Genomic DNA, 14567 nt, shown 5'->3' on the forward strand with positions numbered 1-14567 from the left:
ACTGGAAATCTGCCCCCGGCGCTTGAGCTGCCGTTACTTCACCGCAGCGTTCCCTCCATCGGCAAAGAGCGCCGCACCGGAGACGAAGCTTGCCATCGGGCCTGAGAGGAAGAGGGCGGCCTGGGCGATTTCTTCCGGCTGGGCGATGCGCTTCATGGCGTGCAGGCCGGCCGCCCATTCCTTGTTTTCCTTGCTGCCGGCCGCCGGCGTGTCGACGCCGCCGGGCAGGAGCGCATTGGCGCGGATGCCCTTTGCGCCATAGTCGGCAGTGATGCCCTTGACGAGGCCCATCAGGCCGGCCTTTGCCGCGCCATAGGCGGCCATGCCGGGAATACCGACGCTGGTGCCGACGAAGGTGGAGGTGAAGACCAGCGAGCCGCCGTCACGCGCGAGCATTGCCGGGATCTGGTGGCGGGCGCCGAGGAAGGCGGAGGTGAGGTTGGTGGCAAGCGATTGCTGCCATTCCTTGAGCGTGATCTCGGCGACCGGCTTCATGACGTTGACCGCGCCGGCATTGTTGACGGCGATGTCGAGGCCGCCGAAATGCTTGAGCGCCGCTTCCACCAGCCGGATATGGGTTTCTTCCGCGGTGACGTCGCCGCCAACCGCGATCGCTTCGCCGCCGTCCTCGCGGATCGCTTCGACGACGGCGTCGAGCTGCTCTTCGCCGCGGGCGTTGGCGACGATCTTCGCACCCTCGGCGGCAAAGAGCCTGGCGACCGCACGGCCGATGCCGGAGGAGGCGCCGGTGACGATCACGATCTTGTCTTGCAGCATGGTCATGGACTTTTCCCTTCTCTTGATTGAGGCGCCCTGACTACTGCCGGCGGGCATCAGCGCCCACCCGATTTCCGATCGGTGATTGTGACGGCGCAGATTCTCAATCGCCCCGGTGGCATAGTCCGGGCCGACAACGAGGGCAGGGAAGAAGGGATGCTGAGGACCTATGGCGGCAGCCGCCATTGCGGCGCGGCGCGGATCGAGACGGACCTCGACTTCAGCGTCGGCACGGAGAATGCAACTGCACGGCCTGCATGAAGAGGCGGCTCTGGTCGATGGTGGCGAAGCCTGACGCCTTCCGGCTGATCTCCGCGGAGGCGGCACTGACCGACTATCGCGGCCGCGACCCGGCCGCCCAGTCTTCGTCATCCGTGCACACGACGTCCGAGGCGTTCGCCGGCGTGGTCAGACATAATGGTGCAGATGCTGCCGGCGTCCGGGCCATGGTCGATACAGCCAACCAGAAACCCGAGATCGCCAGAGTGCAGATCGCCCATGCCTGCGGCACCTGCCAGCTTCTATTCGCTTAGTCTTTATCCGGCGCAGTTGACATATCGCGCAACACTGCCTCAGCCGCGACTTCGGCATTGCGTCTTGAGCCCGAGATGGTTCCGGATTTTATGAGCTGCTTGCCATCAAGCAGTAGCTGCCAGTTCCATGTGTTCAGGCCGCGTCCCTGGATGCGGAGTTTCAATCTGTCGGGATCGTACTTCGTCACTGCTTGCTCCTTTGACTGCACTTTGACAGATCAATGGCCAAACCAAAACTAAGCGATGAGGTCAAGACCTACATCGTGCAGGCTCTGGCATGGTTCGACAGCCCGCCCGTCGTCGCTGCGGCGTCTTTAGCGGCCCTGCGTCCGGCCCTCGGGCGTATCTAGTCCAGTCGCCGTTGTCTTCAGCGCGGCGAGCGTTTCGCGCAGCGCCCGGTCGAGCCGCTTGTCGCTTCGAAGCACCAGGGCGAAGCGGCGGAAGAGCGTTGGGGTGACGGGCCGCACCACCAGCCGCTCCCGGTCGCCGGGGCGAAGGGCGATTTCCGGAACGAGGGCTGAGCCGAGGCCGACGGCGACCATCTCCTTGATCGCGTCGACGCTGCCGAGCGCCATCACCGGCTTGACGGTCGTGCCTGTGGTGGCCAGCCATTCGTCGGTGATCCTTCGCGTGTTGGCGCCGGGCTCGTAGAGGATCAGCGGCCGTTCAGCCAGGATCGCGGGCGTGACGGTATCGGGCAGGGCGCTTCCGAGCGGCGCAATCGCCACGAAGCGCTCGTCGAAGAGCGGCGTGATATCGAAGATGCGGCCGGAAACGGGCAGGCTGACGAGGCCGATGTCGATGAGGTTCTCGTCGACCGCGCGGACGATGTCGGCGCTGTTGCCGGTTGTCACGGTGATGTCTAGATCAGGAAAGCGGCGCTTGAGATCGGCCAGAAGCGGCGGCAGCAGGAAGGCGCACGGGGTGGCGCCGGTGCCGAGCCGGACGCGCCCGAGAACGCCTTTGGCGTGGCGGGCGACGGCCTCGATCGCCCGGCTGGTGGCAGCCTCGATGCTGCCGGCATGGGCCAGCAGCTCCTCGCCGGCCGCACTCGGCCGCGCCCTGCGGCCGACCCGCTCGACCAGGCGCACGCCGAGCTGCTTCTCCAGCACCCGCACCTGCAGGCTGACCGCCGGCTGGGTCAGGCCCAAGCGCTCGGCGGCGGCCGAGAAGCTGCCGAGTTCGGCGACCAGCGCGAAGGTTTTGAGATAATCGAGGTCAAGCGCACTCATGCCCAGGTTTCTCTTATTGTCAAAGTTTCTCTTATGCGTGGAATAGGAATGCTAAGCTTCTTTTAGGAGATGTCGAGGCGCAGACTGTGTCCATGGTTGGAAACGAAACATGGATGTTCGACATGATCCGGGAACTCGGTCTTTATCTCGTCGCTTCGCCGCGCTCGCGGTACTGGCAATTGCAGCAACTGCGCGAACTGGATGCTGAGCATCTGGCCGATATCGGCCTGACGGAGGCGGAAGCTCAGCTGGGAAGGCGCAAGGTTGCGCCGGTTCCGGCGCGCGAAGGGGCCGTCGTCGTTCGGCATGCGGAGGCCGCACGGGCGGGCGCGATGTAGCGGTTTCGGCGCGCGTGCCGTTCCCGACCACAACTGGTGGGGCGGCAGTGACAGGAGCGTCTCGTCTCAAGCCGGCCTCACGTCCCACCTTTCGATCGCAAGGCCCGGCCAAAGGGCGCGCCACCGTTCCACTTTGCGCTCGTAGATGGCGCGGGTGATCTGGCTCTTGTTGGCCCGCACGATCGGTGCGAGCAGGTCCTCAAGGCCGAAAGGGGCGCAGATCTCCAGTCCGCCCCGGGACGGGCGAAGGCCGATAGCGGTCGCTGTCGTCGGAAATGTCGCGATCGCCTCTTCCGCCGATAGATAGGGCCTGATCGGCGTGCCGAACTTGTCCTCGTACCAGAGGTGAACGCGCGCCTCGTTCTTGACGTCGATCCGCACGGGCAGATCCGCAAACAGGCCTTCGATCCGCTTCGCATGCGTGGCCTCCGCCTCTTGCGAGAGGTCGTCACCGTCGAAATAGACGATGTCGATATCGCTGATGCCGTGCGTCGGCGGCAGGGCGAAGGCATGGTTCCAGACGGTCTGCGCTATCGCGCCGGCTGCCAGCCAGCCATCGGGCAGGGCAATCCGGTCCCAGCGATCGAGGATCGGAGCCAAGAGCGGGCTCTTCAGGATGTTAGTCTGCAGGTCCGCCATCAAATCTGCATCGGCATGAAGCCTTGAAGCATGCTTTCCGCCGGTGCTCGCGCGGCTCCCGCCGAGATCCATAGAGGATCTCCAAGACACTCGATCCGCCCGTCTGCAACGACGATGCCGTCGCCGTCGTTGCAGGCAAGGATCGGTCGCGGCGTCGACAGGCTGTAGCGCAAGAGAGCGGGCAGGTAGCTCTTGTCGTCGCTCAGGTGCGGGAAGAACTCGAAGGGCACGAGATCAAGCGCATCGCCGTCGGTGATTTCCTCCGGCTCCAGCCCGATGAAGAGCGCATCGGTCGCGATCGTCGGCGCCATGAGAATGGCGCCGGCGCTGACGCCGATGAGGATGCCGCCGGACTGTGCCCAGTCGCGAAGCGGCCCGAGCATGCCGCTTCGCTTCAGCCGTTCGAGAAAGCCGCCGGTGTGACCGCCTGCAAGGTGAATGGCGTCTGAGGCGAAGAGCGCTGCAATGTCGTCTGCCGAATGCGGTTCGTCGAGATCGAAGAACAGCGCGAGATCGAGACCCAGCCTGCCGTAATAGGCCTGCCCGGCAAGGAAGAAGCCGCGGTCCCGTTCCGGACCGGAGGCGACATAGGCGATGCGTTTTCCAGCGCCGCCTGCCGCCAACATCTCCACAAGCCTGAGGTCGATCGCCGAGCAGGCGGAGACGATCTGGTCGCTGTAGAGGACGAGGTTGAGCATGTCTTTCCTGTCGTGACGAAGGGCTATAGCCCGGTTCGCTCGGGCTAGCCCGCGATCGCCTTCACCCGGCGGCCGTAACGCCAGATCCCGAGCCAGCTGAAATAGTTGACGAGAAGCGACAGGCAAAGCCAGAGCAGAGTGGTGAGGTCGTCACCGCCTTCGAACTGACCGGCAAATCGCACGACGCTGATCAGCGACAGGCCGCCGAGAAGGATGCCGAGCAGCCAGCTGTAGGGCCGCCAGAACCCGAACGGCGGGACCTGCAGATTAAAGGCGTAAGCGACGAGACCGATCGCCGTTGCCAGCGCCATGACCAGGCTGACGCCGCCGAGGATCTTGATCCCGTATGCCATCTCGTCCCAAAAGCTCAGGAGCAGCGTCGCGCCTATGACCAGGCCGAAAGCAAGGCTGAGCACGTAGAAAATTGCAAATGCCTTCCACATCGCGAATCATCCTGTATCTGCGTTGGTGGCAGCTTCGGCGGTGATGGGCGCCTTGTCTATCGTTCGGCGGGCGAGGTTGTCGCAAGGCCTTACGCCTCAAACGGCCTGCATGCCGCCCGCTCTCTCATTCTTTCACCGGAGTGCTTGGCGCGCTGACGTTCCGCTGTCAGCCCATCGCGGCCGGCTGCTGCTCTATGCGGCGGCCATAGCGCCAGACGCCGAGCCAGCCGAAATAGCTGAGAAGGAGCAGGAACAGCAAACCGAGGGAGGCCGACAGCAGGCCTTCGTCTCCGGCCTGGGGGCTGGAAATGAGCGTGACGAGATCCCAGGCATCGGCCATCAACGTGTAGAGACACCAGCAGGCGAGAACCCAGCTGAATGGCCGCCAAAATGGCAAGGGCGGGACCCTCAGGCCGAAGGCATAGGCAAAGACGCCTATCATGGCAGCAAATTCCACGGCCAGGCCAGCATAGAACAGGGCTCGGTCGGCGGACGACAGCTGCACCGCGATTTCAGGGGGTAGCGTGACGAAAGCCGATGACAGCATGAAAATGAAAAGCAGCCCATAGAGAACTGCAAACGCCTTCCACATCGCGACGCCTATCTCCCAACCAGAATGCTTCGTCCGTCCTCAGAAGGAACGGGGTTTTGCCGCAGGATCCGCACCAGCCTGGAATAGATCCTGCAACGCTTGCCTCCACCGCGCTTGCGCCGGTTGCTGCGCCATGCGCCGTCCATAGCGCCAGACGCCGAGCCAGCTGAAATAGTTGAGAGCCAGGCCGAGCACCAGCCAGATGAGGTTCGTGACGCCCACGTCGCTTCCGGCCGGGATGGTGGCGAACATCTGTGCGAACCGCACGACGCTGAGCAGCGACACCAGCAACTGATAGACGCCGATGAGCCAGCTCAGCGGCCGCCAGAGCCCATAGGGTGGGGCATTCAGGTTGAAGGCGTAGGCGACGAGCCCGACGGCGGTCAAAAACGCCATCACGAAGGCCACGGAAGCCAGGCCAAGGCCGATAGTCGACATCGGCACTGACCGGCCCGCCATGATGTAGCCGCCAAGCAGGACGCCGAACGTCGCCAACAGGCAGTAAAAAACAGCAAACGCCTTCCACATCGCGAATTATCCCCCAAGCATGCAATGCCTGCCATCTTGGGTCGTGTCGCGACACTTGTCTATCGTCTGGCGGGCAGGAGCGTGGCTTTTGCCTAATCCGCGCTCAGCGCCACCGCCGGCTGCAGGCGCGAGGCGTTGCGGGCGGGCAGGAAGCCGAAGACGAGGCCGGTCAGGAAGGCGCAGGCAAAGGCGAGTGCCACCGGGCCGAGGGTGAAGGAAACGGGCATGCCGAACTGGCCGGCAAGCGCGCCGGTGCCAAGCCCGAGCGCCACACCGAGCGTGCCGCCGATCGCCGAGACGACCAGCGCCTCGATGATGAACTGCAACAGGATATCGCGCTGGCGGGCGCCGGTCGCCATGCGCACGCCGATTTCGCGGGTACGCTCGCTGACCGAGACGAGCATGATGTTCATCACGCCGATGCCGCCAACGAGCAGCGAGATCGCGGCGACCGAGGCGAGGAACAGTTTCAGCGTGTTCGAGGTCTCGGTGAAGGCTTCGCGCACGGAGGACATGTTGGTGATCTGCGTGTCCTGGCGCTTGTGGCGCTGGTCGAGCAGCGCCTGGATCGTCTGCTGCGTGATGTCGATCGCCGAACCGTCCTTCACCTGAACGGTGATGGTGCGGATGTTGCGTTGGCCGAAGAGGCGGATGCTGCCGGTCGAAAGCGGCACCAGCACCACGTCGTCCTGGTCGTTGCCGAAGGAGGTGGCGCCCATTTCCGCCATCACGCCGATCACCTGGAAGGGGATCTTGTTGACCAGCACATACTGCCCGATCGGGTTGTCGCCGTCTGGAAAGAGCGTTTTCACGACCGTCTGGCCGAGTACGGCCACAGGTGCGTAGGTGTCCATGTCGTTCTGGTTGATGAACTCGCCCTTGGCCATCTTCCAGGATTTGGCGGTGGTAAACTGCGGTACGGTGCCGTTGGCGGTGGTCTGATAGTCGACATTGCCGCGGCGAAGCGTGACGGAGCTGGTCATCTCCGGCACGGCGAAGGCGACATTCGGCACCTCCAGGATCGCGTCCGCATCCGCGGGCACCAGCGTCACGTTGCTGCCGCCCGCGCTGCCGCGGAAATTCGCCATGCTCGGCCGCACCACCAGCAGGTCCGAGCCCATCGACGAGATGCGGCTCAGAACAGAATCCTGCGCGCCGGTGCCGATCGCGAGCATCGCGACCACCGAGCCGACGCCGATGACGATGCCGAGCAGGGTCAGGATGGTGCGGAACAGATTGGCCTTCAGCGCCCGGAACGCCATCTTGACGGCTTCGGTGACATCGGCGATCGCGGCCGAGCCTTCGCTGACATGGCGGGCGAGGGCGGCCGCCCCTTCGGCGTTGACGCGGGCCTTCTTGGCGCGGTCGGCGACGATGCGGCCGTCATGGATCTCGATCAGCCGGTCGGCCTGTTCGGCGACCTCCCGCGAATGGGTGATGACGATGACCGTATGGCCCTGATCGTTCATGTCGCGCAACAGCGCCATCACATCCGAGCCGCTCTGGCTGTCGAGCGCGCCGGTCGGCTCGTCGGCCAGGATCACCCGGCCGCCGTTCATCAGCGCGCGGGCGATGGAGACGCGTTGCTGCTGGCCGCCCGACAGCTGGCCCGGCCGGTGGTCGAGGCGCTCGCCGAGCTTCAGCGCTTCAAGCAGCGCCTCGGCGCGGTCGTGCCGGTCGCGGGCGGACATGCCGGCGTAGACGGCCGGTACCTCGACATTTTCCTTGGCGCTTGCTGTCGGGATGAGGTTGTAGCTTTGGAAGACGAAGCCGAAGGTGCGGCGGCGAAGGGCCGCGAGCTCGTCACTGTCGAGGGTAGCGACGCTCTCGCCATCGATCAGGTAGTCGCCGCCGGTCGGCTGGTCGAGGCAGCCGAGTATGTTCATCAGCGTCGACTTGCCGGAACCCGACTGGCCGACGATCGCCACGAACTCGCCCGCCTCGATATCGAGCGACAGGCCGTGCAGGACCTCGACGGCGAGGTCGCCGTTGAAATAGGTCTTGCTGACGTGCCTGAGTGAGAGAAGCGGGGTCATGGCCACTATCGAGCTTGGATCAGAACATCGGCGGCATGCGCATGCCACGCTGGTTTCGGTTGTCGCGGGCGTTGCCGCTCCCTGTCGATCCGGTGCTGACGACCACCTTCTCGCCCTCCTGGAGGCCGCTTCTGATCTCGGCGCTGACGCGGTTGCGAATGCCGATTTCGACGTCGCGGGTTTCGAGCGCGCCGGAAGCCGTAACCACGGTCACCTGCGCCTTGCGGGGCCCGCTTCCGGTTCCGTTTCTCTGGCCGTCGCGTCGGCCGTTGCTCTCACCCGTTGCATCTCCCGTACCCTTGGCCGGATGGCTCAAGGCGCCGCTCGGCACGATCAATACGTCCTTGGCGGCGGCTTGCACGAAGAACACCTGGGCGCTCATCGACATCATCAGTTCGCCTTCGGGATTGGGCACGTCAAAGAGTGCGTAATAGAGCACGACGTTGTTGGCCGTGTCCGGCATCGGCTGGATCTGGCGAAGCTTGCCGGCAAAATGTTTGCCGGGCTGGCCGAGCAGGGTGAAATAGGCATCCATGCCGACCTTCAGCCGGGTGACGTCTGCTTCCGACACCTGCGCCTTGACGGTCATGGTCGAGAGGTCAGCGATGGTGACGATGGTCGGCGTCGTCTGGTTGGCATTCAGCGTCTGGCCGGCCTTGGCCGGGTTGGCGACGATGGTGCCCGAGATCGGCGCGTAGATCTTGGTGTAACCGAGATCGACCTTGTCGCCGGCAAGGGTCGCCTGCTGCTTGCGGATCTGCGCCTCGATGGCGTTGACGTCGGCCTCGGCGGCGGCGAGATCGGCAATCGCCTGGTCGAGCGTCGATTGCGCCACGCTCCGGGTTTCGACGAGATTGCGCTGGCGGTCGATATTGGCCTGCTTGAGGACGAGCTGCGCCCTCTTGGAAATGAGCTGGGCCTGAAGGTTGGCAAGCTCCGCCTGGTCGATCTCTATGCGGTTCTCGATGGTGGCCGGATCGATCTCGGCGACGAGCTGGTCTTGCGTGACCGTGTCGCCGATCGCCACATGCAGCGCCTTCAACTGGCCGGAGACCTGGGCGCCGGCATCGACGGAATTGACCGCGTCGAGCGTACCGACGGCGGTCACGCTGTTTTCGATGTCGCCGCGGGTCACCACCTCGGTCACCATTGCGGTCGAGGCCGGGTTCTCTCCATAGCGCGTCCAGCCGTAATAGCCGGCGCCGGCGACGGCGAGGATGACCGGCAGCCACAGCCAGGCTCGCGAGCGGCGCCTGCGCTTCACCGTCTTCACCGCACCGGGAATGAAGGTGACGTTGGGCGCCGCATCGTCTCGGGGCGTGGTGTCGGCTCGCGCCGTCTTGGCTGTCTTGATCATCGCTTGCGCCTAACCGGCATCGCCGATGCCAAAATGGATAGGTTCAAAAATAGAAGCGAATGGACCCGGCGAAAAGCATTGAGATCATTATATTTTCGTAATCTTCGCCATCTGCATGGCAAGAGAAAGGCGCCCGCGGCTTCGGACGCCCCGTTTTCGAAGGGAACGACGGGTCTCTCAGCTGCGTGCCGCCATCAGCGCGACGACATTGACGACCGCGCCGTGGTGGTCTGCAAGGCCGGCAAGTTCGGCCTCATGCAGGGCACGGGCGGAGATGGTGCCGCTTGCCGATGGTAGGTCGCGTGTGGTGCAGGCATCGGCTGCGATGGTGATGCCGTAGCCGAGGTCCTTGGCCGCGCGGGCGGTCGACGACACGCAATTGTGGGTCATGAAGCCGGCGAAGATCACCGGCGTGCCGGCCGGCCCAATGATTTCGGCAAGGTTGGTGTCCGAAAAGCCGTTGGGCCGGATCTTCTCGACCACCGCTTCGCCGGCGATTGGCGTCAGCGCATCGACGATCGCGCCGCGGTGCGCCCCCCGGTCGAACATGCCGCCGGCGGCCCCCTTATGAGCGACGTGGATGATCTTCGCGCCGGCGGCGCGAGCGGCGACCAGCAACTGCCGCGCCTTTTCGATCGCCGCTTCCGGCTCGACCAGGCGCACGGGGCCGGCCAGATATTCGTTCTGGTAGTCGATCAGCACCAGCGTCGCTTCGCCAAGCGGCGGCGGGGCGAGCGTGACGCCGGCAAGTGTGAAAAGGGTTGCTGCGGGCGCGGAATCGGACATGGGAAGGCTCCTTGTTTGTGCGGACGGCGCAGGGGGGGCGGTGGAAGGCAGCCCTGGCCGGGCGGTGGTTTCGGGGCCGTAGCCCTGGCGTTGGTTCGTCGAAGCGGTCGGTCTATGGGCTTGATCTTAGCGGCTGCGTTGGCGCAGAGTGATCCGAATTTTTCGGAGGACTATCTGCATGAATGCAGGGGGATGGGCGGATCTCGAACTGCTCGATCATCTGGTGCGCGGTGCGACGCTCAGCCAGGCGGCGCGCTCGCTTGGTGTCGACCAGACCACGGTGTCGCGCCGGCTTGCGGCGCTGGAGCGGCGGGTGGGGGCGGCGCTCTTCGACCGCATCGACGGCCGGCTGACGCCGACGCCGGTGCTTTCCCCCGTCGTCGAGCGGCTTCGGACGATCTCGGAGGAGGCGTCGCTGTCGCTGGCGACGCTGCTGCGGCGCACGGCGGAACTGCAGGGCCAGGTACGGGTGACCAGCATCGGCTTCGTCTTGAGCGCCATCCTGGCGCCGGCGCTTGCCCGCCTCGAACAGCGCCATCCGGGCCTCACCCTCGATCTCGTTGCCGACAACCAGATGCTGAGCATCGAGCGGCGCGAGGCCGACATCGCCATCCGCATGGCGCGCACCGGCGAAGACAGTGTGCGGGTGAAGAGCCTCGGCACGCTGCGTTTCCGTCTGTTCCGGCCGAGGGGGCAGGGAGAGGGCCCATGCCCGGTCGTGCGCTACGGCCCGGCACTCGCCCATGTGCCGGAGATGCAGGCGCTTGACCGGCTCAGACCGGATGCCCGCGTGGCGCTGACGGCCGACAAGCTGGAGATCCTGATGGAGGCGGCCCTTTCGCTCGGCGCCGAACTGATGCTGCCGGAGGTTTCGGCCTCACGCGATCCGCGTTTCGAGGCGGTGGACGAACCGGGGGCGGCCGCCGAGCGCCCGGTCTATCTGATGATGCACCCGGAACGGGCGCGCGTGCCGAGCGTGGCGGCGGTCGCGGCTTTCATCGAAGAGGCGGTTCGGGGGTGGAAGTAGGTGTTGGTTGAGGCGTGGTGTTCGCGTGTCCAGAGGCATTGCCCCGCTCATCGGGTTTAACCCGAGGAATAACGCTCTCCCCGCGGGCGGGGATAGGGGACGTGCCATGCTGCCGGCGCTGCGAACGAAGTCCGCGATTAGCGGGAAATCGGGCGGGCCTTGTTGGGCGAGTGGGTGCCGCCAGGCGGAAGAAGGGCCCCTTCTGAGCCACACCATCGTAGTGACGGCGCAGGCGATCATAACATTGCCAGCGGTCACCGAACGGACTATTGAAGGGCTCCAATCTCGAGGTTTGCCATGAACATGGTTCCGAAAATTGCAGAACGACGACGCTGAAGCTCTCAACGCTTTTGCGCTCCTTTTCATGCAATTTCAGGAAATGATCCATGTCCGTCAAATCGGCAGCACTCGCAGCCCTTGCTCGCGCCTATGAACTGAACGGCCTTAAAGCCGAACCCTCCATCGCCCGGTCGACACGGCCCGAGTTCGGCGATCTCCAATGCAACGACATGATGCGGTTGGCAAAATCCGCCGGCCGGAATCCGCGCGAACTTGCCGCTGAGGTTGCCGAGGCGGCGCGCGGCGAAGAATTCGCGGAAGTGTCCGTCGCCGGGCCGGGTTTCATCAACGTCCGGCTGACGGATGCGGCGGTTGCCGCGGAGGCGACGGCGATGCTAGCCGATGGATCGCTTGCCGCCGAGAAGGTGCAGCCGCTGCGCACCATCATCGATTTCGGCGGACCCAACGTCGCCAAGGCGTTGCATGTCGGGCACCTGCGTTCCTTCGTCATCGGCGAAAGCCTGCGGCGCATCCTGCTTGAGATCGGCCACGACGTGCTGTCCGATATCCATCTCGGCGACTGGGGCCTGCAGATGGGCAAGCTTCTGTTGGGTGCGGCCCTGGCCGCCGGATGGAAAGTCGGCGATCCCGCGCCCTTCATCGATCCCCGCGCATTCGATGCCATGACCGTCGATGAACTTGGCATTCTCTACAGGTCGGGCAATGCGGCCTGCGAGGACGAGACGTCGCTTGCGCAGGCGCGGATGCTGACCACGAGACTGCAGGACGGAGATCCACTCCTGACCGCGGCCTGGGGGCGCATGCGGGCCAGTTCCCTGGTCGCGATCTCGGCCACAGCACAAGTGCTAGGGGCGCATTTCGACCTGTTCAAAGGAGAAAGCGATGCGCATGCCGAAGTCGCGCCCATGCTTGCCGACCTCGTTGCCCGCAAGCTCGCTCGGGAGAGCGACGGTGCTCTTGTCATCGATGTCGCCGGTGACGGACTTTCAGACAATGCACCACCTCTGCTTCTTCAGAAGAGCGACGGCGCTGCGCTTTACGGCACGACGGATCTCGCGACGCTGCGCCAGCGGGTGCGCGATCTCGGTGCAGAGCAGATCGTCTATTGCACCGACGACCGGCAGGCGCTGCATATTGCCAGCGTGTTTTCGGCGGCGCGGACGGCAGGCTATGCCGACGGCGTCGAACTGCGGCACGCGACCTTCGGCACCGTTCGTGGCAGCGACGGCAAGCCCTTCAAGACCCGCGACGGGTCGGCCGCCTCGCTCGGCGACATGATCGATCTGGCGCTTGCCAAGTCGTCGGAAAAGGTGACTGACGGCGAGGCGGCCACGGCCGTCGGTCTCGGCGCCCTGAAGTTTACCGACCTCTCCACGCCGCGAAACACAGGTTATGTTTTTGACATCGACAAGATGACCTCCTTCGAGGGGCGGACGGGTCCGTATCTTCAATATGCCTACGCCCGGATCTCATCGATCCTGGACAAGGCCGAGGAGGCGGGCATGGTTCCAGCCGAGATGGTCTCGATCAGCCATCCGTCCGAGCGGGCCGTGCTGATGGAATGTCTCTGGTATCCGCATGCGCTTTCGCAGGCGGCGCAACAGCTCGAATCCTTCGAGATCGCCGACCGGGCCTACCAGGTGGCAGATGCGTTCAGCCGCTTCTACGCGGATTGCCCGGTGCTGAAGGCAGATGATCCGTCGGGTCGGCTTGCCACATGCAGGCTCGTCGCACAGGTCATCGGGAAATGTCTGGAGCTTCTTGGAATGGAGCCGGTGCGGCGCATGTAACGTTCGGTTGGCCGACCTCGGTGATCAGGCCGCCGAAAACTCTTTCACCAAGGCGTCGAGCGTCCCGGGCGCCGCGACATCGATACACCGGATGTCGGCGGTTCCGGCAGCCTCCAGCATCTCTCTGTTTTCGCGGATCGAGCGCTCGATGAACTTGTCGATGATCGCGGCCTTCGTCCCGTCAGCATCTGCGCGCCGAGATTCTTCCAGCATACGCCGGCGCAGGAAAGCGTCATCCGCGTAGAGAAACAGGGGGAGGATGTCCTCTTGTTCGAATTGAGCCATATACTCCGGCCGGAGCGCGGCACCTTCAAGCACGAAGGGTTGAGCGTGTTTTAGGCGGCTTTCGATGATCTGGCGGATGCGCGGCCACATGTTTTCGTGGTGCACCTTCAGGAACCAATGGATGGTCTCGTCGGTCAGGCTTGCATAGTACTCGGCGACCTGAGGACGGACCGACGGCCAGGGCCTGCCGGGATGGCGGCCCAGATCGTCCGTCGAGATCAGCTCCCGCCCGAGCGAACTTGCGAGAGCCCTGGCGAGTGTCGACTTCCCGACATGCGAGCTTCCTCCAATCAGGATCCCGAGGGCCGGCTGCTGCATGCGTTGGACTCCATTCCATCGATCGCGTGATCGACCGCGCCACGATCAAACACCTGCGTCTGACGAGGGCAGGTCGACCTCCATTCCGTCGGTTCGCACCCTATGGCGCTGCTTCTGCGCCGTCACCGTCGAAATTTCGCCCCTTTGCAAGAATCGTCTTGACGCTCTGGAGAGGCTTCACTAGAAGAATGCGAACCGTACCGTACGGTACTGATCGAGGGCGAGGCAGCGTGCAGATGACTGTGGCGATGAGAGAGGCGAATGCCGGGGAGGGGCTGACGGAACGTCAGGGCGCCGTTCTCGAGCAGGCATTGCGACTTCTCGTCGACGGCGGCGAAAAGGCGCTGACGACGGCCGGCATCGCGCGTGCTGCCAATTGCTCCAAGGAAAGCCTCTACAAGTGGTTCGGCGATCGTGACGGGCTGATTTCGGCGATGATCGGCTTCCAGGCGAGCAAGGTGCGCACGCAGGACGTTGCCGCCCGCGCGCTCGATGCCGAGAGCCTGCAGCGGCATCTGATCGTTTTTGCCAAGGATCTGCTTGAGGTTCTCGCCGGTGACGTGTCGCTGGCGCTCAACCGTCTGGCGATCGGCCAGGCGAGCCGCGACGGCTCCAAGCTCGGCCACATGCTGCAGGAACGCGGGCGTCGGCAGATCGGCCGCCGGGCCGCAGCGCTGCTCGAAGCCGGCCGCAAGGCAGGCCTCTTGATGTTCGACGATGCCGACGAGGCCTATGGCGCGCTTTATGGGCTGATCGTCTCCGACTGGCATCTGAAGATGCTGCTCGGCGAAGAGGCCGGCGAGATGAGACAAAGTTTTGGCCGCAAGGCGGAGCAGGCGGTATCCGCCTTCCTTTCGCTTTACGGCACGAAAAGGTAACGGCCCGCAG

General features: G+C 64.5%; 17 protein-coding genes and 1 pseudogene. 6 read left to right on the forward strand and 12 right to left on the reverse strand.

Translation table 11 applies throughout. The features are described 5' to 3' along the window. Nucleotides 1-33: 33 nt before the first annotated feature. Nucleotides 34-783 carry an SDR family oxidoreductase gene (locus IB272_RS07080; RefSeq protein WP_060582749.1) on the reverse strand — a complete coding sequence of 250 codons (750 nt, stop codon included), beginning with the start codon at nt 781-783 and terminating at the stop codon, nt 34-36. A gap of 251 nt (nt 784-1034) precedes the next feature. Here IB272_RS07080 and IB272_RS07085 point away from each other — a divergent pair, with 251 nt between their 5' ends. Next, nucleotides 1035-1310 carry a hypothetical protein gene (locus tag IB272_RS07085; RefSeq protein WP_060582750.1) on the forward strand — a complete coding sequence of 92 codons (276 nt, stop codon included), beginning with the start codon at nt 1035-1037 and terminating at the stop codon, nt 1308-1310. Here the strand turns inward: IB272_RS07085 and IB272_RS07090 are convergent. Continuing rightward, the gene (locus IB272_RS07090) at nt 1307-1498 is read right to left on the reverse strand and encodes a hypothetical protein (RefSeq protein ID WP_060582751.1); all 192 of its coding nucleotides are present in this window, start codon (nt 1496-1498) and stop codon (nt 1307-1309) included. The genes IB272_RS07085 and IB272_RS07090 overlap by 4 nt on opposite strands. Nucleotides 1499-1531: 33 nt before the next feature. On the opposite strand from IB272_RS07090, the pseudogene IB272_RS07095 reads away from it, so the two are divergent. Beyond that, nucleotides 1532-1621, forward strand: a pseudogene (locus IB272_RS07095) (DUF2280 domain-containing protein); the annotation flags it as partial. Between the two features lie 3 nt (nt 1622-1624). On the opposite strand, the gene IB272_RS07100 reads toward IB272_RS07095, so the two are convergent. Continuing rightward, the gene (locus tag IB272_RS07100) at nt 1625-2542 is read right to left on the reverse strand and encodes a LysR family transcriptional regulator (protein ID WP_060582752.1); all 918 of its coding nucleotides are present in this window, start codon (nt 2540-2542) and stop codon (nt 1625-1627) included. 113 nt (nt 2543-2655) lie between these two features. Between IB272_RS07100 and IB272_RS07105 the strand changes: the two genes are divergently transcribed. Next, a complete protein-coding gene (locus IB272_RS07105) occupies nt 2656-2880 on the forward strand; it encodes a DUF1127 domain-containing protein (RefSeq protein ID WP_060582753.1) in 225 nt (74 codons plus the stop codon). Between the two features lie 66 nt (nt 2881-2946). On the opposite strand, the gene IB272_RS07110 is transcribed toward IB272_RS07105, so the two are convergent. From IB272_RS07110 to IB272_RS07145, 8 genes are all read right to left on the reverse strand, one after another. Next, entirely contained in the window at nt 2947-3519 is a 573-nt protein-coding gene (locus IB272_RS07110) for a nucleotidyltransferase family protein (RefSeq protein ID WP_060582754.1), read from the reverse strand. Then, entirely contained in the window at nt 3519-4217 is a 699-nt protein-coding gene (locus tag IB272_RS07115; RefSeq protein WP_060582755.1) for a Type 1 glutamine amidotransferase-like domain-containing protein, read from the reverse strand. Before IB272_RS07115 ends, IB272_RS07110 begins: the two co-directional genes overlap by 1 nt. A gap of 44 nt (nt 4218-4261) precedes the next feature. Next, nucleotides 4262-4660, reverse strand: a complete 399-nt coding sequence (locus IB272_RS07120; RefSeq protein WP_034792862.1) for a hypothetical protein — start codon at nt 4658-4660, stop codon at nt 4262-4264. A 166-nt stretch (nt 4661-4826) separates the two neighbouring features. Then, nucleotides 4827-5252: a hypothetical protein gene (locus IB272_RS07125; protein WP_060582756.1), complete on the reverse strand. Its 426-nt coding sequence runs from the start codon at nt 5250-5252 to the stop codon at nt 4827-4829. A 39-nt stretch (nt 5253-5291) separates the two neighbouring features. After that, nucleotides 5292-5780 carry a hypothetical protein gene (locus tag IB272_RS07130; RefSeq protein ID WP_060582757.1) on the reverse strand — a complete coding sequence of 163 codons (489 nt, stop codon included), beginning with the start codon at nt 5778-5780 and terminating at the stop codon, nt 5292-5294. Between the two features lie 92 nt (nt 5781-5872). Continuing rightward, the gene (locus IB272_RS07135; protein WP_034792868.1) at nt 5873-7816 is read right to left on the reverse strand and encodes a MacB family efflux pump subunit; all 1944 of its coding nucleotides are present in this window, start codon (nt 7814-7816) and stop codon (nt 5873-5875) included. A gap of 19 nt (nt 7817-7835) precedes the next feature. Beyond that, nucleotides 7836-9173, reverse strand: a complete 1338-nt coding sequence (locus IB272_RS07140) for an efflux RND transporter periplasmic adaptor subunit (RefSeq protein WP_060582758.1) — start codon at nt 9171-9173, stop codon at nt 7836-7838. Between the two features lie 177 nt (nt 9174-9350). Then, nucleotides 9351-9959 (reverse strand): cysteine hydrolase family protein, encoded by a 609-nt coding sequence (locus tag IB272_RS07145; RefSeq protein ID WP_060582759.1) that lies wholly within the window; start codon nt 9957-9959, stop codon nt 9351-9353. Nucleotides 9960-10137: 178 nt separating this feature from the next. Here IB272_RS07145 and IB272_RS07150 point away from each other — a divergent pair, with 178 nt between their 5' ends. Together IB272_RS07150 and argS are read left to right on the forward strand one after the other, a co-directional pair. Further along, nucleotides 10138-10986 (forward strand): LysR family transcriptional regulator, encoded by an 849-nt coding sequence (locus IB272_RS07150; protein ID WP_034792878.1) that lies wholly within the window; start codon nt 10138-10140, stop codon nt 10984-10986. A 386-nt stretch (nt 10987-11372) separates the two neighbouring features. Beyond that, nucleotides 11373-13076: an arginine--tRNA ligase gene (gene argS / locus IB272_RS07155; RefSeq protein WP_060582760.1), complete on the forward strand. Its 1704-nt coding sequence runs from the start codon at nt 11373-11375 to the stop codon at nt 13074-13076. A gap of 24 nt (nt 13077-13100) precedes the next feature. Here the strand turns inward: argS and IB272_RS07160 are convergent, their stop codons facing one another. Further along, nucleotides 13101-13679: an AAA family ATPase gene (locus tag IB272_RS07160; protein WP_034792881.1), complete on the reverse strand. Its 579-nt coding sequence runs from the start codon at nt 13677-13679 to the stop codon at nt 13101-13103. Nucleotides 13680-13909: 230 nt separating this feature from the next. Here IB272_RS07160 and IB272_RS07165 point away from each other — a divergent pair, with 230 nt between their 5' ends. Then, nucleotides 13910-14557 carry a TetR/AcrR family transcriptional regulator gene (locus IB272_RS07165; protein WP_060582761.1) on the forward strand — a complete coding sequence of 216 codons (648 nt, stop codon included), beginning with the start codon at nt 13910-13912 and terminating at the stop codon, nt 14555-14557. Nucleotides 14558-14567 lie beyond the last annotated feature (10 nt).

The organism is Ensifer sp. ENS08 (assembly GCF_014852195.1).
Lineage (GTDB): Bacteria > Pseudomonadota > Alphaproteobacteria > Rhizobiales > Rhizobiaceae > Ensifer > Ensifer adhaerens.

Excerpts from the sequence above, each read along its gene's own strand:
- IB272_RS07085 (WP_060582750.1), top strand. The coding sequence starts at position 1,035 with ATGAAGAGGCGGCTCTGGTCGATGGTGGCGAAGCCTGACGCCTTCCGG.
- IB272_RS07150 (WP_034792878.1), top strand. The coding sequence starts at position 10,138 with ATGAATGCAGGGGGATGGGCGGATCTCGAACTGCTCGATCATCTGGTG.
- IB272_RS07080 (WP_060582749.1), bottom strand. The coding sequence starts at position 783 with ATGACCATGCTGCAAGACAAGATCGTGATCGTCACCGGCGCCTCCTCC.
- IB272_RS07130 (WP_060582757.1), bottom strand. The coding sequence starts at position 5,780 with ATGTGGAAGGCGTTTGCTGTTTTTTACTGCCTGTTGGCGACGTTCGGC.
- IB272_RS07115 (WP_060582755.1), bottom strand. The coding sequence starts at position 4,217 with ATGCTCAACCTCGTCCTCTACAGCGACCAGATCGTCTCCGCCTGCTCG.
- IB272_RS07125 (WP_060582756.1), bottom strand. The coding sequence starts at position 5,252 with ATGTGGAAGGCGTTTGCAGTTCTCTATGGGCTGCTTTTCATTTTCATG.
- argS (WP_060582760.1), top strand. The coding sequence starts at position 11,373 with ATGTCCGTCAAATCGGCAGCACTCGCAGCCCTTGCTCGCGCCTATGAA.
- IB272_RS07145 (WP_060582759.1), bottom strand. The coding sequence starts at position 9,959 with ATGTCCGATTCCGCGCCCGCAGCAACCCTTTTCACACTTGCCGGCGTC.
- IB272_RS07110 (WP_060582754.1), bottom strand. The coding sequence starts at position 3,519 with ATGGCGGACCTGCAGACTAACATCCTGAAGAGCCCGCTCTTGGCTCCG.
- IB272_RS07100 (WP_060582752.1), bottom strand. The coding sequence starts at position 2,542 with ATGAGTGCGCTTGACCTCGATTATCTCAAAACCTTCGCGCTGGTCGCC.
- IB272_RS07135 (WP_034792868.1), bottom strand. The coding sequence starts at position 7,816 with ATGACCCCGCTTCTCTCACTCAGGCACGTCAGCAAGACCTATTTCAAC.
- IB272_RS07120 (WP_034792862.1), bottom strand. The coding sequence starts at position 4,660 with ATGTGGAAGGCATTTGCAATTTTCTACGTGCTCAGCCTTGCTTTCGGC.
- IB272_RS07160 (WP_034792881.1), bottom strand. The coding sequence starts at position 13,679 with ATGCAGCAGCCGGCCCTCGGGATCCTGATTGGAGGAAGCTCGCATGTC.
- IB272_RS07105 (WP_060582753.1), top strand. The coding sequence starts at position 2,656 with ATGTTCGACATGATCCGGGAACTCGGTCTTTATCTCGTCGCTTCGCCG.
- IB272_RS07140 (WP_060582758.1), bottom strand. The coding sequence starts at position 9,173 with ATGATCAAGACAGCCAAGACGGCGCGAGCCGACACCACGCCCCGAGAC.